Below are 21,273 nucleotides of genomic sequence, written 5' to 3'. Positions count from 1 at the left end.
CAGGCACGGCCATGGGCTTGTAGCCCAGGCAGGAAACCCAGCCGGTAGAACTAGGGGTTGTCCCGTATCCGATGAAGGTGCAACTCCCGCGGCTGTCGATACCAGCGCGACGACGCGGACGGCTTGGCGGCCTTGCGGCAGGCCTCACGAAAGGCTCTTTGCGATGAAGCTATTTATGGACGAGTCAGGAAACGGAAATACCTCCCAGCCGCTGATCGTCGGCGCGGTTGAACTGGGTGAAGATGCAGATGACATAGAGGAAAAGATTCGGGATTTGCATAAAAGGCTATCTGCGAAGAGTAGCCTGGCCGGCCTTCCCAGCTTCGAAGAATTTCGCAAGAACGGTTTTCACAGTTCGACCGATCCGCTAGAAGTCTCCAGTCCATTTTTAGAGCTCATGCGGACCATCTTCTTTCGGTCATACATGGTCGTAACCGATCGAACAGGTGTCCCTAGCGACACGGAATCCGGGGCGATCGAGTCCATGTATGTGAAATTGCTGAGTGATCTATTGATCCGTCATCGCCGCGAATCCGAGTTGCTTTGCTACATAGAGCAGAGCGAAGGCATGGCGGCAATTATTCGCCGACTTCCCGGTAACGTCGCCAAGCAGGCCTACAAAACGATCGGCAAAGCCGCACCATTGCCGCAGTTGAATATCACAATGGTCGCCAAGAGCGACTACATGTCTACGGCCATCATCGACTATGTCATGGCAGCAGTAAGTAGATGGATCCAAGCGGACTGCACCACAAAACCGAAAGACTGGGCCTATAGGGGATTCCGCGAGATTGAGCCGTCCATTTCCATGCTCTATTCATTCGAGCACGGTCGCATCTCTAGCCGGAAGGACCCACTTCATTGAAGTATGATAGGATCGCGCGCGAGGTAGGGTCGCGGTCAACGTTGTGCGCGAGTTCGCGTGCGTTGCATGATAGTCCTTGCATGGGAGTGCGACCCTACCTCGCTTTGTCCCATCACAGGGGGGGCAGTGCCATACTTGGTTGATGACCTGGCGGAGCAAGCCGGCGTATCGGTCGAAATTCTAGAAGCGCTATCCTTGGCTCTTCCTGCGGGTGCCGGACGGTTCTACGATCAGCGGATATACCGCAAGAAGCACGGCGGAATACGAGAAGTATTTAATCCGAGGCGACCCTTCGATGCCATTAGCAAGAATTTGCATCGAAGCTTTCTACACCTGTTCTCGTATGATCCGCCCAATCATGTTCACGGATTTGTTCGCGGACGTTCTACGATCAGCAATGCCAGTCAGCACCTAGCAAAACCGTGCGTTTTGCGCATGGATCTTGAGGATTTCTTTCCGTCAATTGACGCCGCAACAATAAAGACTACGTTGCGAGAGCAAGGTTACGAAGAGAAGGCCGCGGACATTGCCGTCAATCTCGTCACTATCGGCGGCAAGCTACCAATCGGACTTAGCACTTCACCCCTCTTGTCTAATTTGGCCTTCCTGAACACAGACCGGTCCCTCGCCGAGTATGCACAGTCAGAGGGCTTGTCGTTTACGCGTTATGTGGACGATCTCACATTCTCTGGCGATGTCACTGACCGCCATTCAGTGGATATCGCTCAAATCCTCGACGACGCTGGCTGGTCGGTAAACACGCGCAAAACCGCTTTCATGCGCCGCGGTGGTCCACAATACGTCACCGGCTTGTACGTCGGCGAATCGGGCGGGCCGCGGATCCCGCGTCAGGTAAAGCGTAAGATGCGATGGATCTTGCACGTGATATCCAAATTCGGTTACTACACCTATATGAAAGAGTTCGGCGGCGCGGGCGAGGTGATGCTTCGGCCTCGTCTGTTGGGCTGGGCATGCTATATCGCCGCAGTCGAGCCAGACGTAGGTTACCCACTACTGCGGGCATTCGATGACCTGGTTCCGGAGCCGGATGAGGATATATACGATCTCCTCTAGGTCTGCACCCATCACCGGGCCGTCTGTGGGCCGTCCGAGGGTGGCCAACGACTACCAACAACGACGAACAACGACAGCGTCCTCGCTGGTCACAGCGGCCCCCTGAACAGGGCCACGAGGTAGCGGCGCTGCATCATCACTTCTTCGACGTGTGATCCACTGACGCGCCGCGTCACAGTGGTACGGCGCCCCTGCTTCCGGTCTTCCAGGAGAAGACCGGAAGCAGGGGCGCCGTCGTGTGTCCGGAACGTGCTTTTCCCGTCGGGCTCCGGGAGGGATGATGGGAGCTGACACTGTTGTTCGAGAGAGGTTCACGGGGATGCCCGAGAGGGACGACGAGGAGCGCGAGTTCGACATCAAGTGGGCGGACACGGCCGAGCACAAGGAGCCGTCGGCCCGCGCCCGGATGCTCGCCGCGCGCTGGAAGGACAATCCGCCCGGCCCGGTCCCGTTCCGCGGTGAGCCGGAGCACAGGGCGTCCCGCGGCTCGTCGTCATGGGTGTCCACGGCCGTGGTCCTCGGCTGTGTCGCCGCGGTGATCGTTTTCCTCGGTTACATCGACTTCCGCCCGTACTGATCACGGGTCCGGGCGCCCACGAGGAGCACCCGGGCCCGGTACCGCTTCAGCGGTTGTAGCGCATGAGAGCTCGGACCATGTGGCAGGTCGTGCCCGACGGCGGGTGGACGCCGATCAGTTCCGCCGTGCTGCGTATCTTCTCGTTGGGTGCCTGGTCGGGCAGGTAGACGCCGGAGTCGAGCAGGGCGATGGCGAGCCGCATCGCCTTGAGCCGGCGGTTGTGCGTGACGTACCACTCCCGCGGGCGGCCCGGCGGCAGCGGCCGCTTCTCGACGGGCGCGCAGGGCGTTTCGAGCAGGACGGGACGCTTCGCGGTGGGCTGGGTGGGCAGGGGCTTCGGCTTGAGTGCGGCAGCGGGCACAGGCATCCTCCTGTCGCGGTCGGGGCACCCACCGAGATCCACGCCGATCTCGGCGACACCCTCGAACACTGCTTCCAGTTTACTGCCCGGCACTGACATCCGGGGAACCTGGAGAGATCGTCGAACGCCCAGGTGAAGAAGGGGATTCCGGCTGCGGAACGCCCGGTTCGGAAGGTGCCGCTGAGGGTGAGGGGGAATTCGAACAACGGCTTGGCGGGAGCGTGGGGCGTACGGTGGGCGGCATGGAGATCTGGATCAATCCGGCCTGTTCCAAGTGCCGCAGCGCCCTCACCCTGCTGGACGCCGAGGGCGCCGACTACACCGTCCGCCGTTACCTGGAGGACGTGCCGAGTCAAGGCGAGATCCGTGAGGTGCTGGAGCGGCTGGGGCTGGAGCCGTGGGACATCACCCGCACCGGGGAGGCGGCCGCCAAGGAGCTCGGGCTCAAGGAGTGGCCGCGGGACGCCGGTTCCCGCGAGCGCTGGATCGCGGCGCTCACCGAGCACCCCAAGCTGATCCAGCGCCCGATCATCACGGCCGAGGACGGCACGGCGGTCGTGGCCCGCACCGAGGAGGCGGTACGGGACGCCCTGTCCCGCGGGACGCCTGATTCCTGATTCCCGACACGTGACGGCGGCCTGTGCGTGACGCAGGCCACTTCGGGGAGTCGGCCGGACCGCTGAGTAACTTCGTTCGGCATCTCGTACATAGCGGCGTACGTTCCCCTACCGCTTCAGGAGGCGCGCATGCCGCGCAGGAGAACTCTCGGCCCCAGGAAGAGGCTCGCGTTGCTGCTGAGCGCCGCGACGGTGGCCGGAGGCGGTGCCTTCGTCATGGCGACCACGTCGAACGCCTCCCAGACGGCGGCGCCCACCACCAAGTCGGCGGCCGATTCGAGCGTCTGCCAGGGTCTCGCCACGGCGCTCGGCAACAACCAGAAGTTCATCGAGGGGCAACGGGCCGATCCCGATGCGCAGTCCGAGGCGCGGATCGCCAACCGCGAAGCGGTCATCGCCGAGATCGAGCTCAAGCAGAGGGCGTCCGGGTGCACGGTTGGGGAGTCGGCTCAGGACTCCCCAACCGCGCAGCCGGAGCAGCCCGCGCAGCCCGCGCCCGGTGAGCAGGCCGGCGGGGACGACGCCGCGCAGAACCCGGGCGGCGACGGCGCGGCGGCCTCCGGCGAGCAGGTGTGCAACGGCTCCACGGTCACCCTCTCCGGTGAGGACGGCGCCCCGGCTGCGTCCAGCAACCAGTTCCCGGCCGGAACCAAGCTGAAGGTCACCAACCTGGACAACAACAAGTCCACGACCGTGGAGGTCACCGGGGTGTCCGGCAGTTGCGCCCTGCTCAACAACGCGGCCTTCGAGCAGGTCCGGGAGCCCGGCAGGTTCCTGATCCGCCGGGCGCTCATCGAGAAGGTGGGCTGACCTCGGGCCCTCACAAGCCCCTTGGGGCGCAGACCCGGTTCGGGGGGCGGGGCGTGCCACGATGCCGCCCCGACCCGGGTCGCCGCTTCGGGGTGTGACGGGAGCCCTTCCCCGCTCGGCCGCCGTCGAGAGCGGGGAAGGGCTCCCTGCGTTCGGGGGCGAGGGCCCGTCGACACGCCCCCACGGTCCACGCTGTGCACCGGGGCTCCTGCTGAGGGCCTCAGTCTGCTGCAATGAGGGCATGGACGGTTTCCGGGAGCTCGTCGCGACAGGTCGTCAGGACCTCGAGCCCTTCTGGCCCTCCCGTCAGCACGACGACTTCGACCGGGGGTGTTGCCGCGCGACGACCGCGCCGGCCCTCTGACGCCGTACCTCCCGGCCTTCCGTCGGCGCGAACCGCGTACGTCCTCGACCAGCCCGACCACGAACTCGTGGCTGTCGAGTCTTCTCGACGAACCCTTCGCGCGAAGGAGCCGACCCCTCATGGCGACCACTCGTTCCCTCTCCCCCGCGAACTCCGCGCACGCTGCGAACTCCGTGACCTCGGTGGCCTCGGCATCCTCCTCACCCGCCGCGCTCAACGCGCCCCGTACCGCCCCAGTGAACGGTCGTCCCCGCCACCGACTGCGGGCCGTCGCCCCGGACGGGGTCGTCACGGTCGCGGACCTGCTCCCTCCGGGAGCCACTTGGCTGCCCGCACCGCAGCACACCCTGCCCGTCCCGCCCGGACGCCCGCCCATGGTCGGCTACCTGGTGCTGGTCCCCGCCGACCGACAGCCGCCGTTCCCGGCCGCGGTATCGGACCCCGACCCGTCGTCCGCCCCCGCCGCGGCCCCTGAGGCCGACGAGCTGATCCGGGTCGACACCGTGCGGCGCACCGCCGAGGTGGACGGGCGGCAACTCGACCTCACCTGACTGGAGTTCGAGCTGCTCGCCCATCTCGTGGCGCACCCGGACCGGGTGCACACCCGCGACCACCTGGTCACCACCGTGTGGGGCCACGGCCATGTGGGCGACGGTCGCACCGTCGACGTCCACGTCGCCCGGCTGCGCCGCAAGCTGGGCGCCGAGCACCGCAGCAGGATCCAGACCGTGCGCCGGGTGGGCTACGAGTACGCCCCCTGAGGGCGGCCTGTCCCCGCTCTGCTCTGCCCTCAGCAGACCCCGTTCCCCCGGCCCGCCCGACCCGGCAGAGTCGGACGGTATGAGGCTTCTGATGCTGGGTGGTACGGAGTTCGCGGGGCGGGCCGTCGTGGAGGCGGCGCTCGGGCGGGGCTGGGAGGTGACCGTCTTCCACCGGGGGCGGCACGAGGCCCCGCCGGGCGTCCGGTCGCTGCTGGGCGACCGGACCGCCGTCGACGGCCTGGCCGCCCTCGACGAGGCGGCCGGTGAGTGGGATGTCGTCGTCGACACCTGGTCGGCCGCCCCGCGCGCCGTCCGGGACACGGCCCGGCTGCTGCGGGGCCGCGCCGGACGGTACGTGTACGTGTCGAGCCGCTCGGTGTACGAGTGGCCCGCGCCCGCCGGGTACACCGAGCGGGCGCCCGTGGTGGCGGACGCCTGCGCGGACGCCGACCACACCGAGTACCCGCAGGACAAGCGGGGTGGCGAACTGACCGCCGTGGACGCCTTCGGCGCGGACCGGTCGGTGCTGGTACGGGCGGGGCTGATCCTCGGGCCGTACGAGAACGTCGGCCGGCTGCCCTGATGGCTGAACCGGATGGCACGCGGCGGCCCGGTCCTCGCTCCGGGGCCGCGCGACCTGCCCGTCCAGTACATCGACGTCCGCGACCTCGCCGAGTGGATCCTCGGGGCTGCGGAGCAGGAGCTGAGCGGGCCGTACAACCTGATCGGCCCGCAGGGGCACGCCACGATCGGCTCGCTGCTGGAAGCGTGCGCGGAGGTGACCGGGGGCGCGGCCGAGCTGCGGTGGACCGCGCCGGAGGTAATCCTGGAGGCCGGCATCGAACCGTGGACGCAGCTGCCGGTGTGGGTGCCGCCGGACAGCGAACTGCACGACGCCCTGCACTCCGCGGACGTCTCCCGGGCGGTCGCGACGGGGCTGCGCTGCCGTCCCGTCGTCGAGACCGTGGCCGACACCTGGCGCTGGCTGCGAGCCATCGGCGGAACGGCACCCCAGCGTCCGGACCGGACGTCCAAGGGGCTCGACCCGGAGGTGGAGGCGAGGGTACTCGCGGCGGAGGGAGGCCGGGGCGAGCTGTAGGGCAGGCCCGGCGTCCGCCCTGGTGCACGTAGCACCACCCCGTGCCCGAGGGGGGTCGGGCCGGTGAGCCGGGTGTCGGTGCTCGGACAGACTTTGCGTCATGACCATCGACACGAAGAGCGGCACCGGGCGTGCGAAGGGCCTCGCGAAGGCCGCACTGCGGGAGCACGGTGATGGATCCGCTGGTGATCCAGCAGTTGCTGGGTGATCCAGCAGTTGCCGGCGGCGGTCGGGCGACGATCGCCGCCGGCGCGGCTGACCCCCGGGAGGGGAGGTGCTGGAGCTGAGGGCGCAGGGGCGCTCCCACCCGGCGATCGCCGGCAGGCCGGTGGTGACGGAACGGGCCGTCGCCAAGCACACCGCGCACATCTTCGCCGAACCGGGAGTGGCGGTCCCGGACGACGACAACCGTCGCGTGCCGGTGGTTCTCGCGTATCCCGACCAGGGCCGGTGAAACCGGACCCGCGCTCTCACCCGGCGTTCGCGATCAGCAACTCCCTCTACTTCAGGGGGCGTTGAAACCAGAGTGCCGTACGAACTTCTCATCAATTCCCGGGACGGGTGAACACCCGTGGGGCGGCTCCCGTACTCAAGGGAGCCGCTTCACTCCTGTCGGGCGCCTCGATGCCCCGCAATGGGATGCCCCGCAAGGAAGGTCAGAGGAGTTCCATGGGACGCAATACAAGAAAACGCCGTATGCCGTTGGCCGCCAAAGCCGTGGCCGCATCGGCGGCCCTAGCGCTCGGTGGGGGCGGGCTGGTCTGGGCGAACTTCTACGCTTCGGCTCACGAGTCGGACCCGTCGCAGAACCGGACGAAGTCGACCGCGGCGCAGGTCGCCACGATCGACTGCCCGGACGTCGGCCAGCAGCTCTCCAACGTGCCGGGCCGGGCCCGCGGTGAGGTCGACGGTGAACTGGCCTCGATGGACCAGCAGATCACCGACGCCTACCTGCGCCTGATCACCACGCGCCAGGCGCAGGCCGGGGACGCGCAGTACGTCCAGAATGCCATTCTGGGTCCGCTCAAGGACCGGCGTAAGGTGCTCCTCGACCGGATCAAGTTGGAGATCAACCGCGCGGGCGGCCAGGCACCCGGAAACCTGGACGGACTCGCCTCCTGCTCCGGCCGCCCCGCCGACCAGCCGCAGCCGAACGACGGCCAGAACGGCGACGGCCAGAGCGGCGACGGCCAGGACCAGGGCGACGGGCAGGACCCGAACGACAACGGCAACGGCGCCGCGGGCCCGTTCGCCGACGACTTCGTCGACATCAACGACGTCCAGCCGAACTCGCGCAACCTGCCGAACGGTCTGGCCGCCAACGGGAGATCCGGCTCCAGGGGTACCTTCACCACGAAGTGCGGTGTCAACGAGAACAACCTGTTCAACAGCGACAACGTCATCGTGGCCCCCGGTGTCGGGAACGGTGCCCACCACATGCACGACTATGTCGGCAACCAGAGCAACACCGCGTTCGCCGGCGACGACGACCTGGGCAACGCCGACACCAGCTGCCAGAACCAGGGCGACAAGTCCTCGTACTTCTGGCCGGTGCTGCGTGTGCAGGACGGCACACAGGAGTTCGACGCCAACGACCAGGGCGGCGGCGCCGAGGGCAACGTCGGCAAGATCCTGAAGGCCAGTCAGGCGGAGCTCCGGTTCGTCGGCAACAAGCGGAGCAAGGTCGTCGCGATGCCGAAGTTCCTGCGCATCATCACCGGTGACGCCAAGGCGTTCACCAACGGCCTCACGAACGCCAACACGTCGTACAGCTGCACCGGCTTCGAGGACCGGCAGGCCACGGACAAGTACGTGCTGTGCCCCGAGGGCAGCCAGGTGGTGCGCACGTCCAACTTCCAGAGCTGCTGGGACGGGCAGAACATCGACAGCGCCAACCACCGTGCCCACGTGGCGTTCGCCGGGGCGGACGGCAACTGCCCGAACGGCTTCAAGGCCATCCCGCAGCTCCAGGTCCGCCTGGTGTACGACGTTCCCACCCCGACCATCGAGAACGGTCAGGTGAAGAACCCGTACGCCGTGGACAGTTTCCCGGAGCAGCTGCACAAGCCGATCACCGACCACAACGACTTCATCAACGTCATGGACGAGAGCCTGATGAACAAGGTGGTCAAGTGCCTCAACCAGGGCAAGAACTGCACGTAGTCCACTCGGTCGCCCACTGAAAGAGGAGGGCCGGTGGCGGGATTCCCGCCACCGGCCCCCCTCTCGGGTGTCCGGTGTGCCCGGTGCGCTCGTTCAGCCCCCGTGCCCGGCGTGACCGGACGCGTGCGCACCGCCGCCGTGGTCCATGCTGCTGTGGTCGATGCCCTCCTCCACGTCGCCGCCGAGCCGGCCGCGCAGGCCGTCGAGCACGCTCTCCTCACCGACGGCGACCCACTTGCGGCCGACGAGGTAGAAACCGCCGTAGTCCTTGGCCGTGTTGATCCACTCGCGCTGGCCGCGGTCGGTGGCGAAGGTGGCGAGGACGTATTGCTCCTTGCCCGTCTTGCAGATGGCCTGGCGGATCGTGTCGGCGTCGGTCTGCATGTCCGGCTCGCACTTCGCTTCGGCGGCCAGGTGCTCCAGGCTGCCGGTGGCCGTTTCCGGCACCTCGCTCTTCCCGTCACCGCCCGCACCGCCGGACCCACAGCCCGCCAGCGCCAGTACCGCCACCGCGCCGGTCAGCGCGAGCATCGGTCGGGTCAGCCTCATGAGTTCCTCCGGTCCTTCCGGCGACATGCCGCACGGAGCCCCGGCGGGGGGCTCTCCGCCTTCGATACGGCTCCGGCGTCCGGACTGCTCAATCCCGGGCGCCGGAATCTTCGATCTCGGGTGCGTCGGAGCGCGGCCGCGTGCGAGGGTGGCCCGGTGAACAGGGACTGGGAAGCTCGCGTGGCCGCCGCCTGGGCGACGTTCGACGACTACGCGGAGGACGAGGCGCCCGCCTTCCGCGCTGTGATCGACGCGCTCGCCGCCGAGCTGCCCGACGGCAGTCCGCTCGGGCCGTTCGAGCGGGCCTGCGCCTGGGACTCGACGGGACGCTCGGACAATGCGGTTCCGCTCTACCGGCAGGCACTGGAGGGCGGACTCGCCGACCTCAGCGGATACAAGGCGCGCCGGGCAAAGATCCAACTGGCCAGTTCCCTGCGGAACATCGGCCGGGCGAAGGAGGGAGTGCAGCTCCTGACGCCCGAACTGGACGCTTTCTCGGATGAGTTGGACGACGCCGTACGGGCCTGTCTCGCATTGTGCCTGTCGAGCCTCGGCCGGGACCGCGAGGGGCTGTCTCTGGTCCTCGGAGCTCTCGCCCCTCATCTGCCGCGGTACCAGCGCTCGATGGCCGCCTACGCCCGGTCGCTGGTCGATGGGGAGGAGCAGTCCGGCCGATGAGGGCCCGCCCGGGCCGGACGGCGACGCTCCGCAGCCAGGTGACCATCGACCGATTCGCTCGTTCTGCTGGACGTGCAGTCACCGCATGCCGCCCAGCGCCCCGCGCACTCTTCCCCGACCACCCGGTCGTCGATGTCGAACAGGCCGAGGCCGCGCTCGCCGAGCACTACCCCCGGCTCGTCCGGCTCGCCTACCTGCTGCTGCCGACGGGTCCGGGCCGGAGCCGGCGGGTGCTGACCGCGCACGCTCTGGCCCAGCGCGCGCTGCCCCGTGGCCGCACCGCGGCGCCCGTGATCCCCGCCCAGGCCGCCCAGTCCGCCCAGGCCCCGCAGTCCGCCCCCTCCGCCGGGCGGGACGGCGACCCCGGGTACGCACTGGTCCGGCTCCAGGTGGTGCGTACGGCGTTGCGGGCGGGCGGGTCGCTCGGGCGCGGGGTGTGGCCGAGGTGGCGCAGGCGGGCGCCGCTGCCGCCGCCGCTGCCCCAGGTGTGGGGCCTGCGGCTGCACCCGCGGTCCGGTGGCGCCGACGAACTCGCCCTGGACCAGCGGCTGTCCGCCCTGTCCGGGCCGGCCCGTGCCGCCTACGTGCTGCGGGGTCTCGAGCGGCTCGCGGACGGCGACGTACGCAAGGTGCTCACCGACGCGGGCGTCGCCGACGCGGCCGCCGCGCTGCGCGAGGCCGACGGGGTGCCGGCCGAGTACCAACTGCTCGGCTCTCCCGCGTTCGACCCCTGCTCGCTCCAGGCCCGGCCCACCGATCTGCTGCGGCGCCGCCGGCATCTGAAGGCCGCACTGGCCGCCGGGGCCGCGTTCGTCGTCTGCGGCGCGCTGCTCGGGCCGCCGGGTGACGGCTGGGGGCCCGACGGTGCCGCCGCGCCGCCGTACGCGCGGAACCCGGCCGCGCAGGCCGCTCTGGACCCGGCGAAGCTGACCCGGGTCTCCCACGCTGCCTGGAAGACCTCCGCGCGCACCGACTTCTCCGTGTGGCCCGCCCGCGGCGACCTGACCGGCGACGCGGACCTGCTGCGCCGCGCCCTCGCCGTGTGGACCCGGCCCGGCGAGCGGGTCCAGGTGTCGACGACGCCGGGCACCCCGTCCGGCGGCCTGGCCGGACCGCCCCAGCTGCTGTACGCGGGGACGGTCGACAACGCGCGCGTGGTGATCCTCCACGACGGTCTGCGCATCGCCAGGTACGCCGAGCCCGAGGACGGCACCCGGGGCGCCGCCCTCGACTTCGCCCGGGTCGACGGCGCGGGCAGGGCCGGGGCGAGTGCGGTGGTGCTGAGCCGGACCGACGGCAACGTCCGCTACCTGACGGCCCCTTGGGTGCGCGAGACCCGTCGGCGGGACCTTCGCGAGCCCGACGCCGACGCGACGGACCTCACGCTCACCGACGGCGTCACCCCGCCGCTGGCCGGCCCGGCCCTGAGGGCCGGCCCGTGCACCTCGTGGAACGTGCTGGAGCTGACCGACGAGGCCGGCACCCGGCTGGTGACCGACCTCGCCGAGCTGGTCCCGGCCCGGCTGACCGCGGGACGGCCCGGGGCCGCCGGTGAGGCCTCCGGCGCCGAGGCGTTGCGTACCTGGGCGCCGTTCGCGTGCTCACTGGCCTCGGTGCGTTCGGCGGGCGTACGGAGCGTGAACGCGTGGGCGTTCGCCGAGCAGCCGCTGCCGGACGGCGGGGGAGGTTCGGCGGACTGGGCGTGCACACGGGCCGAGACCTGGCGGGGCGGTGGCGCCCGGGTGCTGGCGCAGTTCCACACGCCGGGCGGGCCGTTCGGGACGGTGGTGGCCAAGGCCGAGGACGTCCCGCAGTGCGGGGCGCGTGAGCCGCGGGTGCTGGCCGGGGTGCTGTGGAAGTCCCCGGCGGGCGCCTGGTACCTACTGGCCGCCGGCAGCCGCGACACGACGTCCGTCACCGCGACGGGCGGTGTCGAGGGCACCGTGCGGGGCAACCTGCTGACCGTCGAGGCCGAACAGGGCGCTCAGGCCGACCTTGAGGGCACCCTGGAGGACGGGGGCTCGATCACCGGGCTCCGCTAACACCATGATCACCGCCGCCCGGTCCGAACCGCTCGAGTCCGGAATCGATCGGTAGGCTGTGTGTATGACTACCGGGGTACGCCGCAGAATGGGAGTCGAGGAGCGTCGGCAGCAGTTGATCGGCGTCGCCCTCGAACTGTTCAGCCGCCGCTCGCCCGACGATGTCTCCATCGACGAGATCGCGTCGGCGGCCGGTATCTCGCGCCCACTGGTCTACCACTACTTCCCCGGCAAACTCAGCCTCTACGAGGCCGCGTTGAGGCGTGCCTCGGACGACCTCGCGTCGCGGTTCGTGGAGCCGCACGAGGGCCCGTTGGGGGCGCGGCTGCTGCGCGTGATGGGCCGGTACTTCGACTTCGTCGACGAGCACGGGCCGGGTTTCTCCGCCCTGATGCGCGGCGGCCCGGCGGTCGGCTCCTCGACCACCAACGCGCTGGTCAACTCCGTACGGCAGCGGGCGTACGAACAGATTCTGTCGCACATGGGCGCGGTGGACCCACCCGCGCGGCTGGAGTTGGTGGTGCGTTCCTGGATCTCGCTCGCCGAGTCGACGGCGCTGATCTGGCTGGACGGCCGGCGTATACCGCGGGCCGAGCTGGAGGCCCAGCTGGTGCACGACTTCGCGGCGCTCGCCGCCGTCGCCGCGGCGCACGACGAGGAGCTGAGCGCGCTGCTGCGCGGCCTGCTCAAGGACGAGCCGGGTGACGGGCCGTTCGTCGACCTGGTCACCCGGCTGATCGCGCTGGCTTCCTCGTCCTGACCGGGTGCCCGGCTACTCTTCGAACTTCCGGTACGACGCGTCGAGCTCGCGTACCTCCGCGGAGGCGTGCAGGACCGTGCCGTCGAGGGACTTCACGTGCTGCCGCACCAACTCCAGGACGGCCTCCGTGAGCCGGGCCTTGGTCTCCTCGGTCCGCCCGGGGAGCAGTCCGATGTGGATGTGCACGAGGGCATGGCCGTCGATGTCGGAGCCGACCACGACGTCCTCGGTCCGGCGGAACCGGGTCTTGCACGCCGCCGGCTTCGCCGCCGCGATCTCCACGACGGCGGTGTGCAGGTCCCGCGCGAAGGCGGGCCGGTCGAAGTCGAAGCCGGCCCTCAGCTGATCGGAGTAGTCGACGGTGATCTGCGGCATCGGTGGGCCCTTCGGTTGCAGGTCGGAGGGCCCACCTTAGCCGCCGCCGTCAGTCAGTCGGCCGTGGTGAACACCGCGACCGTGCGGGCCGGGACGGTGAAGGTGCCGGTCTTCGCCGCGTAGGACGAGGTCTTCACCACCGGGTCCGAGCCCGCGGCCTGCACCGGGTGCAGGCGGTGGCCGGTACCGGCGAGGGCGTCGACGCGCTGTTCCCGCTGCTCCGGCGTGGCGTTGAAGACGGCGACCAGGTCACCGAGCCGCATCGTGATCACTCCGGGTGTCTCGTCCTTTCCGGACAGCGGGAAGGACAGCCGGGACTGCACCTGTCCCGCGGTGTCGAGGGAGAAGGCCTTCTCCGTCGTACGGATCCTCAGCAGGTCCCGGTAGGCGGCCGAGGCGCCCTCGATCTGCGGGCAGCCGACCCGCACCGCGCCCAGCAGGGGCTTGGCGTAGGGCCACTTGTCGGCGTTGTCGGCGGCCGGCGGCAGACCGCGGCCGAAGCCGTTGCCGTCCGCGCAGTTCCAGCGGATGGCGTTGAACCAGTCGCCGCTGTCGTAGGAGTTGCGGTCCAGGGACTTGGAGCGCAACAGGTCGGTGCCGGCCTGGGAGAGCGCCGGGCCCTGGGACAGGGTGGCCGTCGCCATGGCGAGGACCTGCGCGCGGGCCCGGTCGTCGGCGCTCACGGAGGTCGGCAGTTTGAAGGCGAGCGCGTCGAACAGCGACTCGTTGTCGTGCGCGTCGGCGTAGGCGAGGGCGTCGCCCGGGGCGTCCGCGTCGCCGGCGGGGGCGCCGTTGTAGTCGACCTGGGAGCCCTTGACCTCCTTGCCGCTGGTGTCGGTGAAGCGGTAGTCGGCGAGGTTGCCGCTCAGGCCCACCTTGATCAGGTCCTGGTAGTGCAGGAGGCGGGCCTTCTGCTCGGCCTCGGTGCCGTTGCTCTTCGAGGAGTTGGGGTCGGTGTACAGGCCGGAGGCGAAGCCCTGGACGCCGGGGTCCTCGTCGAAGGGGCCGCCGCCGCGCACGGCGTCCCGGGCCCGGTCGGAGAAGGTGGCGATGCCGGTGCCGGCCATGTTCCGCTGCGTGGCCTGCTCGAAGCGGGCGTCGTCGGCGATCTCGCCGAAGTTCCAGCCCTCGCCGTACAGGATGATCTTCTTGCCGTCGACACCGTCCTTCTCGACGGTCAGTGCGTCGAGGGCCTTGCGCACGGCGAGCATGTTGGCCTTCGGGTGGTGGCCCATGAGGTCGAAGCGGAAGCCGTCGACCTTGTACTCCTTGGCCCAGGTGACGACCGAGTCGACGACGAGCTTGCCCATCATGGCGTTCTCGGGGGCCGTGTTGGCGCAGCAGGTGCTGTTGGCGACCGAGCCGTCGGCGAGGAGCCGCTGGTAGTAGCCGGGCACGATCCGGTCCAGGACGCTGGTGTCCGCCTGGCCGCTCGCCGCGGTGTGGTTGTAGACGACGTCCATCACGACGCGCAGGCCGTCCTCGTTGAGCGCCTTGACCATCTTCCGGAACTCGACCGTGCGGGTCGTGCCCTCCGGGTCGGTGGCGTAGGAGCCCTCGGGGACCGTGTAGTGGTACGGGTCGTAGCCCCAGTTGTAGGCGTCCTTGGCGGCGGCCTTCGCCACGCACTCCTGCTGCTTGTCGGAGTCGGCCGGGTGGAAGGCCAGGTCGCAGTCCACGGTGGCCTGGTCGGACTTCTTCTCGGGGATGGTCGCGATGTCGAACGCGGGCAGCAGATGCACATACGAGGTGCCGGCCTTCGCCAGCTCACGCAGGTGCTTCGAGCCGTCGCTGTCCTTGTCGGTGAAGGCGAGGTAGGTGCCGGGCTGCTTCGCCGTGCGGTCCTCGACGGAGAAGTCGCGGATGTGCAGCTCCTGGATCTGGGCGTCCCTCAGCGGTACGGCCTTCGGCTTGTCGAGGGTCGACCAGCCCTCGGGGGCGAGGCTCCGGTCGCCGAGGTCGACGACGAGGCTGCGCGCGGAGTCGGTGGTCAGGGCGAGCGAGTACGGGTCGGTGACCTTGTTGGTGACGATCTCGCGGGTGCTGGGCGCCCACACCTTCACGACGTACCGGTAGGGCTTGCCCTTCCAGGACTTCGGGCCGGTGACGGACCAGACGCCGGTGGCGTCGTCGCGCCGCATGCGGGCGGTGGAGCCGCCGATCTCCAGCGAGACGTCCTGCGCGGTCGGTGCCCACACGGAGAGCGTGGGCCGGCCGTCGCGGAAGACGGGGCCGAGCTCCGCCTCGGTCGCGCCGGTCGCGTACAGGTCGTCGAGGACGCCCGCGGTCTGCACGCCGGTCGCGGCGAGCACGGCGCCGGTGGCGGCCCGCTGGGAGGCGACGACCTGGCCGCGCAGGGCCTCGCGTACGCGGTCCCGGTCGCGCGGGTCGACGGTCCAGGCGGTGCCGTCCTTCAAGTGCGGGAACCTCGCCTTCTGGGCGTCGGTGAGGGGCGCCCTCGCCAGGCGCAGCCAGCGTGCGTCGTCGCTTTCGAGCGTCCCGTCCTGCGCCTTGATCGAGCCGGTACGGGAGGCGAGGAGCTGGGTGGAGGCGGCGGTCTCGGAGCCGTCCCAGACGACGGTGTCCCGGTCGATCCAGACCGCCTTGGAGGTGGTCAGGTCGAGGGCGGCCGCGGAACCGGCGGGCTGCGGCAGCAGGTACTTCTCCTGGCCGTTCAACAGCCACACCTCGTGGCCGTTCGCCTTGAGGTCGAGCGACTGGTCGGACGGCAGGTCCTTCTCGTCGCCCTTGTGGACGATGTAGCTGAGGCTGGTGGCACCCTCGGTGAGCGGCACCTCGAAGACCGCGCCGTACGCGTCGGTCCTCACCGGCTTCAGGGGGTTCGACCAGTCGGTGGGGTTCGCGGCGCCGGTCCAGGTGTGCAGACCCCAGCCGTCGTAGTTCCCGTCGGCGCGGTGGTAGTGGAGCACCGCCTTGGTCGTGTCCTGCGCCGGGTACTCGGGGCGTTCGGTGGTGACGGTCTCCTCGCCCTGCTCGATCCAGACCTCGCCGTGCTTCGTGACGTCGATCGTGCGGTCGGTGGAGACGTCCTTGGTGCCGTCCTTGTCGATGACGAGGAAGCCGACGTTCGAGGCGCCGGGCTTGAGCTTGACGTACGCGAAGGCGCCGTAGGCGTCGCGGCCGGTGAAGGGGTGGCTGTTCGGCCATTCGGTGGCCTCGCCCTCGGCGAGGTCGCCCCAGGCGTACAGGCCCCAGTCGTCGTAGTCGCCGTCCGCGCGCTTGTAGTGGACGATCGCGTAGTCGCGGGAGGCGGCGCTGGGCGGCTCCTCGACGGGCGGGGTGCCGGTGGTGGAGGCGGCCGTCGCGCTCGCGGTGCGTCCGGCCGAGTCGATCACGACGGCCTTGTAGCGCAGGGCGGTGCCGGCCGGGACGTCCGCGCCGATGGTGTGGGTGACCTTGTGGGGGGCGTGGTCGGCGGAGCCGAGGGTCTGCCACTTTCCGTTGCCGGTCTGGGTGGCGAAGACGACCCGGTTCAGCTGTCCGCCCTCGACGTCGGCGGTGAGTTCGACGGTGCCGGTGGCTCCCGCGTCGGGGGCCTCGAGGGTGAGCGTGGGCTTCGTGGCGGGTTCGGCGAGCCTGCCCGCGGCCTTGAGGACGATCGCCGAGCCGGCCGGGACGGTGACGGTGATCTTCCGGTCGGCGTCGCTGGTCACGGAGGCGTCGGTGCCGTGGATGCCGCGGAACGTCATGCGGGCGGAATCGGTCGCGAAGGTCGCGGTCTTCTTCTCGTCGGCGTTGTTGAAGGCGACCACGTACTCGGTGGTGTCCTTGCCGGTGCCGGTGCGGGAGAAGGCGTGGACGCCGGGGCCGTCGGCCGCGTACCGCTGCTGCTGGATGCCGTCGGTGAGGGCCGGGTGGGCCTTGCGGAGCTTCGCGAGGGCGCTGATCTGCCGGTAGAGCGGGGCCTTCGTGTCGTAGGTGTCCTCGGCGTGGGTGCGGTCGGTGCCGATGAGGTCGTCGTCGAGGTAGTCGGCGGTGCGGGAGGCGAACAGGGTCTGGCGGGCGTCCTTGTCGCCGCCGGCGCCGGTGAAGCCCTGCTCGTCGCCGTAGTAGACGACCGGGTTGCCGCGGCTGAGGAACATCAGCTCGTTGGCCAGCATGGCCTTCTTCAGCAGTTCGGCGTCGGACGCCTTCGGGTTGTCCTGCTTGAGGAACGTCCCGATGCGGCCCATGTCGTGGTTGCCGAGGAAGGTGACCTGCTCGTAGGCGTTGGCCTTGTCGGTCGTGTACTTGTGGTCGTCGCCGAAGACCGAGGCGAGTTTCCGTGCGCTGCCGCCCTGGGAGGCGTACTGGCGGGCCGCCTCCTGGAAGGGGAAGTCGAGGGTGGCGTCCAGGCGGCCCTGGGTGACGTACGGGGCGGTGACGTCGGTGTCGGCGGAGTAGACCTCGCCGAACATGAAGAAGTCGTCGCGCCCCTTCTTGGCCGCGTAGGCGTCCAGGGCGGTCGCCCACTGGGTCCAGAACTCCATGTTGACGTGCTTCACGGTGTCGATCCGGAAGCCGTCGATGTCGAAGTCCTTCACCCACCGCTGGTAGATCTCCTCCATGCCGTCGACGACCTCGGGACGCTCGGTCCACAGGTCGTCGAGGCCGGAGAAGTCGCCGTACTCGCTGGACTCTCCGGCGAAGGTGGAGTCGCCCCGGTTGTGGTACATCGCCGGGTCGTTGAGCCACGCCGGAACCTTGACGTCCTTCTTCGCGGCGGGGACGACCGGGGTGCGCGGGAAGGAATCGGCGTCGACGCGCGGGAACTTGTTCGCGCCGTCGGCGTAGTCGGCGTCGTCGAAGGGCTTCCCGTCCTTGGTCAGGTAGGGGAAGGCGCCCTTGGAGAGGTAGTCGTAGGACTTCTCCTCGTAGTCGACGACGTCGGCGGTGTGGTTGGTGATGACGTCGAAGAAGACCTTCATGCCCTTGTCGTGGGCCTTGTCGATGAGGGTCTCGAGGTCCTTGTTGGTGCCGAAGTGGGGGTCGACCTGGGTGAAGTCGGTGATCCAGTAACCGTGGTAGCCGGCCGAGGCGTCCTTGCCGGTGCCCTGGACGGGCTGGTTCTTGAAGATCGGCGCCATCCAGATGGCGGTGGTGCCGAGCCCCTTGATGTAGTCGAGCTTCCGGGTGAGGCCCTTGAGGTCGCCGCCCTGGTAGAAGCCCTTGTCGGTGGGGTCGTACCCGGTGGTGAGGCGCGAACCGGTGAGCCCGCCGCGGTCGTTCCTCGGGTCCCCGTTGGCGAACCGGTCCGGCAGCACGAAGTAGAACTGCTCACGGGTCAGGTCGTGCCGCGCGGGCGCCTTGGCGAGCTTCGCGTCCGAGGGGGGTGCGGGCGGTGTGGCGGCGCGGGCGGCGCCGACGGCGAGCGGCTGCACGAGGGCCGCGGCGAGGGCGGCCGCGGTGACGGCGGCGATCCGCCTCCCCCGCACGGTGCGGCGCCCCGGGGGCGCGGGCCATCTGGGTATCACAGGTGTGCACTCCTTGCGATTACGGCACATTGGGGTCCGACCCCACGCCACGGCACGGCCTGTTTCGGCCACGTCACCGGGCGTCGGGCGTGACGCTATCGCCGTTGAAAGCTTTACAGCAAGGGTCTTGAAAGTAACGGTAAGGAGTTTCATGCGGACGCCGGTCGCGCCGCCGCCCCGTGGACGGCGGCGCGACCGGCGCGTGTTCAGCAGGACGACTTGCCCGCGTACACCGCGAGGGCCGTGTTCGAGCCCAGGGTGGCGGTCAGCTGCCCCGAACCGTTCACCGTCACCTGCGTGTTGTTCTGGACGTTGCAGTACGTGCCGGAGGGCAGCGAGGTCTGGTAGGTGCGGGTCAGTGAGCCCGACTCGTGGTTGATGGCCACGAAGCCCTTGTTGCCCCGGCCGAAGGCGATGGCGTCGTTCCCATTGTCCCACCAGTTCGTCACGGCCTGGCCGCGCGTGGCATTACGGAAGGCGACCATGGACTTGATCTCCGGCCAGGCGTGCTGGCACTTCCAGCCGTTCTGCCAACAGACGTTCATCTGACCGCCGTTCGGCGGGCCGGCGTCGGGGTCGGAGAACTCGTAACCGGAGTTGATGTCCGGGGAGCCGTAGGGCCAGGCCAGCATGAAGACGTTGGCCAGGGTGTAGTTGGCGTTGTCCTTGTAGCTGAGCGTGGAGCCGTTGCGCTCGGTGTCGTGGTTGTCGACGAAGACACCGGAGACGGAGCTGTTCATGTAGCCCCAGCCCTCACCGTAGTTCTTCAGGTAGGCGAGGTTCTCGTTGTTGAAGACCCGCTTGAGGTCGTAGGCGTACCGGAACTCTTGCACGTCTCCGTTGCCCGTGTACTCGGTGGGCTGGACGGCCTCGCCGGCGCCGTAGATGGCCTCCTGCTTCCAGTACACGCCGGGGTCGGAGAGCCGGGACTTGATGTTCGCGAGGTCGGCGGCCAGGCATGTGCTTGGCCGCGTCGATGCGGAAGCCGTCGACGCCGAGGGAGAGCAGGTCGTTCAGGTACCCGGCGATGGCCTTGCGGACGTACTCCTCGCCGGTGTCGAGGTCCGCGAGACCGACCAGTTCGCAGTTCTGGACGTTCCAGCGGTCCTGGTAGTTGGTGATCTGCGAGGTGCAGTTGTCGAAGTCGTTCGAGGAGTACAGACCCGGGTAGTTGTACTTGGTGTACGCCGAGCCGCCGGTTCCGATGCCGTTGCCCGCGGACATGTGGTTGATGACCGTGTCGGCGACGACCTTCACGCCGGCCGCGTGACAGGTGTTCACCATGTTCCGGAACGCGGTGCGGTCGCCGAGCCGACTGGCGATCTTGTAGCTCACCGGCTGGTACGACGTCCACCACTGCGCGCCCTGTATGTGCTCGGCGGGCGGGGAGACCTGGACGGAGCCGTATCCGGCGGGGCCGAGGGTGGTGGTGCACTCGCGGGCGACCGAGTTGAAGTTCCACTCGAAGAGGACGGCGGTGACGTCCTTGTTGCCGGGCGGCGCGGCCTCCGCGACAGTCGGGGTCATGACAACCGAGGCGACCGCGAGGGCGGCGACCCCGGCAAGGGTTCTGCGTGCCATGTGGGGTTTCCTTCTTCATCGAAGGGTGTGGGGAGTCGAAGGGTGTGGGGAGTGCGAAGGCCCCTGAAGCTTCTTGCTGAAAGCTTCAGAAACCTTGCGGTGACGCAGATGTTAAAGCTTCACCCTCCGAAAGGGCAGCACTCCGTGTGAAGTCGCGGCAAGAAAATACGCGCTCCCGGGGCACAAGGTCGGCCCGCGCCCGGGATCAGCTGGGCAGGTCTGCCCGCACCCGCCCACGCGTCAGCAGTTGCAGCACCCCGGGCTCTCGGCGAACGCGTCTTCCGTTCCAGGTGCCCTCGCCAGGTGGAGCACCGCTTACACCACATCGGCGGTCTCCGCCAGGTCGGCCTCCGCCGCATCCGCTTCACGGCCTTCGGCACTCGACCGCCACCCTGCTCCTGGAACAGGTCGTGGACCTCGTCACCATCAGGGAACTCCTCGGCCACGCCCACGTCCGACTCTGCCTCCAACGCCAAGCCATCGACACCCTCGGCACCGTCCTCGGCCGAGCCGACGACGGCAACGACGATCTGCCCGTCGCAGCGGTCGTCCGCTGACGTTGCCGTCAAACGTACCGAGCCTGGTCAGGCAACGGGTGATGTGCGTCTGTAGGACGCGGTGACGTTCGGGGTGCCGGCCGCGTGGATCCCGCGCGATGTGATCGACGACGCGGTGCGCGCACACGGCAAGCAGCCCAAGCGGTCGGACTCGAAACTGCCCGCGCATCTGATGGTCCTGTACGCGTGCGCGCTGGCCCTGTACGCCGATGACGACTACGAGCAGGTCATGGCCCAACTCACCGAGCGGATGCGGGAGCTGGGCGGCTGGGCCGCCACGTGGGAGGAACCCACCTCGGGCGGGATCACCCGGGCCCGCAAGCGGCTGGGCTTCGAGGTGGTGCGTGACGTGTACGACCAGGTGGCCGAGCCGGCCGAGAGCCTGCTCACCCCCGGCGTGTTCCTGAACAGCTTCCGGCTGGTGGCCGTGGACGGCTTCGTTCTCGACCTGCCCGACACGGCCGCCAACCGGGAGTATTTCGGCAAGCCCGGCAGCACCCGGGAGGAGACCCCCTTCCCGCAGGCCCGGGTGGTGACGTTCACCGAGTGCGGCACCCACACCACCT

At 69.2% G+C, this 21,273-nt stretch carries 14 protein-coding genes and 5 pseudogenes; 14 read left to right on the top strand and 5 right to left on the bottom strand.

Annotated elements, in window-relative coordinates:
- Nucleotides 1-175 precede the first annotated feature (175 nt).
- From WJ438_RS29460 to WJ438_RS29450, 3 genes are all read left to right on the top strand, one after another.
- Entirely contained in the window at nt 176-865 is a 690-nt protein-coding gene (locus tag WJ438_RS29460; protein ID WP_406727906.1) for a hypothetical protein, read from the top strand.
- Nucleotides 866-1,000: 135 nt separating this feature from the next.
- Nucleotides 1,001-1,939: a reverse transcriptase family protein gene (locus WJ438_RS29455; RefSeq protein ID WP_406727905.1), complete on the top strand. Its 939-nt coding sequence runs from the start codon at nt 1,001-1,003 to the stop codon at nt 1,937-1,939.
- A gap of 319 nt (nt 1,940-2,258) precedes the next feature.
- Entirely contained in the window at nt 2,259-2,516 is a 258-nt protein-coding gene (locus WJ438_RS29450; RefSeq protein ID WP_406727904.1) for a hypothetical protein, read from the top strand.
- Nucleotides 2,517-2,562: 46 nt separating this feature from the next.
- Here WJ438_RS29450 and WJ438_RS29445 read toward each other — a convergent pair whose 3' ends face one another.
- Nucleotides 2,563-2,877: a hypothetical protein gene (locus tag WJ438_RS29445; protein WP_406727903.1), complete on the bottom strand. Its 315-nt coding sequence runs from the start codon at nt 2,875-2,877 to the stop codon at nt 2,563-2,565.
- A gap of 242 nt (nt 2,878-3,119) precedes the next feature.
- On the opposite strand from WJ438_RS29445, the gene WJ438_RS29440 reads away from it, so the two are divergent.
- The 6 genes and pseudogenes from WJ438_RS29440 (at nt 3,120) to WJ438_RS29415 (ending at nt 8,691) form a co-directional block, all read left to right on the top strand.
- On the top strand, nt 3,120-3,494 hold the full coding sequence (locus WJ438_RS29440) for an arsenate reductase family protein (protein ID WP_406727902.1): 375 nt from the start codon (nt 3,120-3,122) through the stop codon (nt 3,492-3,494).
- 129 nt (nt 3,495-3,623) lie between these two features.
- Complete coding sequence (locus tag WJ438_RS29435) at nt 3,624-4,304, top strand: hypothetical protein (protein WP_406727901.1); 681 nt, start codon at nt 3,624-3,626, stop codon at nt 4,302-4,304.
- A gap of 483 nt (nt 4,305-4,787) precedes the next feature.
- Nucleotides 4,788-5,429, top strand: a pseudogene (locus WJ438_RS29430) (winged helix-turn-helix domain-containing protein).
- Nucleotides 5,430-5,508: 79 nt separating this feature from the next.
- Nucleotides 5,509-6,528, top strand: a pseudogene (locus tag WJ438_RS29425) (NAD-dependent epimerase/dehydratase family protein).
- A gap of 140 nt (nt 6,529-6,668) precedes the next feature.
- Nucleotides 6,669-6,982, top strand: a pseudogene (locus WJ438_RS29420) (DNA-binding response regulator); the annotation flags it as partial.
- 215 nt (nt 6,983-7,197) lie between these two features.
- The gene (locus tag WJ438_RS29415; protein WP_406727900.1) at nt 7,198-8,691 is read left to right on the top strand and encodes a DUF1996 domain-containing protein; all 1,494 of its coding nucleotides are present in this window, start codon (nt 7,198-7,200) and stop codon (nt 8,689-8,691) included.
- A gap of 93 nt (nt 8,692-8,784) precedes the next feature.
- Here the strand turns inward: WJ438_RS29415 and WJ438_RS29410 are convergent, their stop codons facing one another.
- Nucleotides 8,785-9,240, bottom strand: coding sequence for a hypothetical protein (locus WJ438_RS29410; protein WP_406727899.1), 456 nt, complete (start codon nt 9,238-9,240; stop codon nt 8,785-8,787).
- 156 nt (nt 9,241-9,396) lie between these two features.
- Here WJ438_RS29410 and WJ438_RS29405 point away from each other — a divergent pair, with 156 nt between their 5' ends.
- From WJ438_RS29405 to WJ438_RS29395, 3 genes are all read left to right on the top strand, one after another.
- On the top strand, nt 9,397-9,918 hold the full coding sequence (locus tag WJ438_RS29405; RefSeq protein ID WP_406727898.1) for a tetratricopeptide repeat protein: 522 nt from the start codon (nt 9,397-9,399) through the stop codon (nt 9,916-9,918).
- The gene (locus WJ438_RS29400; protein ID WP_406727897.1) at nt 9,915-11,960 is read left to right on the top strand and encodes a hypothetical protein; all 2,046 of its coding nucleotides are present in this window, start codon (nt 9,915-9,917) and stop codon (nt 11,958-11,960) included. Before WJ438_RS29405 ends, WJ438_RS29400 begins: the two co-directional genes overlap by 4 nt.
- A 64-nt stretch (nt 11,961-12,024) precedes the next feature.
- The gene (locus WJ438_RS29395) at nt 12,025-12,720 is read left to right on the top strand and encodes a TetR/AcrR family transcriptional regulator (protein ID WP_406727896.1); all 696 of its coding nucleotides are present in this window, start codon (nt 12,025-12,027) and stop codon (nt 12,718-12,720) included.
- Between the two features lie 12 nt (nt 12,721-12,732).
- Here the strand turns inward: WJ438_RS29395 and WJ438_RS29390 are convergent, their stop codons facing one another.
- From WJ438_RS29390 to WJ438_RS29380, 3 genes and pseudogenes are all read right to left on the bottom strand, one after another.
- Nucleotides 12,733-13,095 carry a 5-carboxymethyl-2-hydroxymuconate Delta-isomerase gene (locus tag WJ438_RS29390; RefSeq protein WP_406727895.1) on the bottom strand — a complete coding sequence of 121 codons (363 nt, stop codon included), beginning with the start codon at nt 13,093-13,095 and terminating at the stop codon, nt 12,733-12,735.
- 53 nt (nt 13,096-13,148) lie between these two features.
- Complete coding sequence (gene pulA / locus WJ438_RS29385; RefSeq protein WP_406727894.1) at nt 13,149-18,569, bottom strand: pullulanase-type alpha-1,6-glucosidase; 5,421 nt, start codon at nt 18,567-18,569, stop codon at nt 13,149-13,151.
- A 206-nt stretch (nt 18,570-18,775) separates the two neighbouring features.
- Nucleotides 18,776-20,150: pseudogene (locus tag WJ438_RS29380) on the bottom strand (alpha-amylase).
- Nucleotides 20,151-20,560: 410 nt separating this feature from the next.
- Between WJ438_RS29380 and WJ438_RS29375 the strand changes: the two are divergent.
- Both WJ438_RS29375 and WJ438_RS29370 read left to right on the top strand, forming a co-directional pair.
- Nucleotides 20,561-20,707, top strand: coding sequence for an integrase (locus tag WJ438_RS29375; RefSeq protein ID WP_406727893.1), 147 nt, complete (start codon nt 20,561-20,563; stop codon nt 20,705-20,707).
- Between the two features lie 61 nt (nt 20,708-20,768).
- Nucleotides 20,769-21,050 (top strand): annotated as a pseudogene (locus tag WJ438_RS29370) (transposase domain-containing protein); the annotation flags it as partial.
- Between the last annotated feature and the right edge of the window lie 223 nt (nt 21,051-21,273).

It is taken from the genome of Streptomyces sp. GD-15H, from assembly GCF_045291515.1.
Classification (GTDB): Bacteria; Actinomycetota; Actinomycetes; order Streptomycetales; family Streptomycetaceae; genus Streptomyces.
Note: the sequence above shows the minus strand (reverse complement) of the source record. Positions and strands in the feature narration are given on the sequence as shown.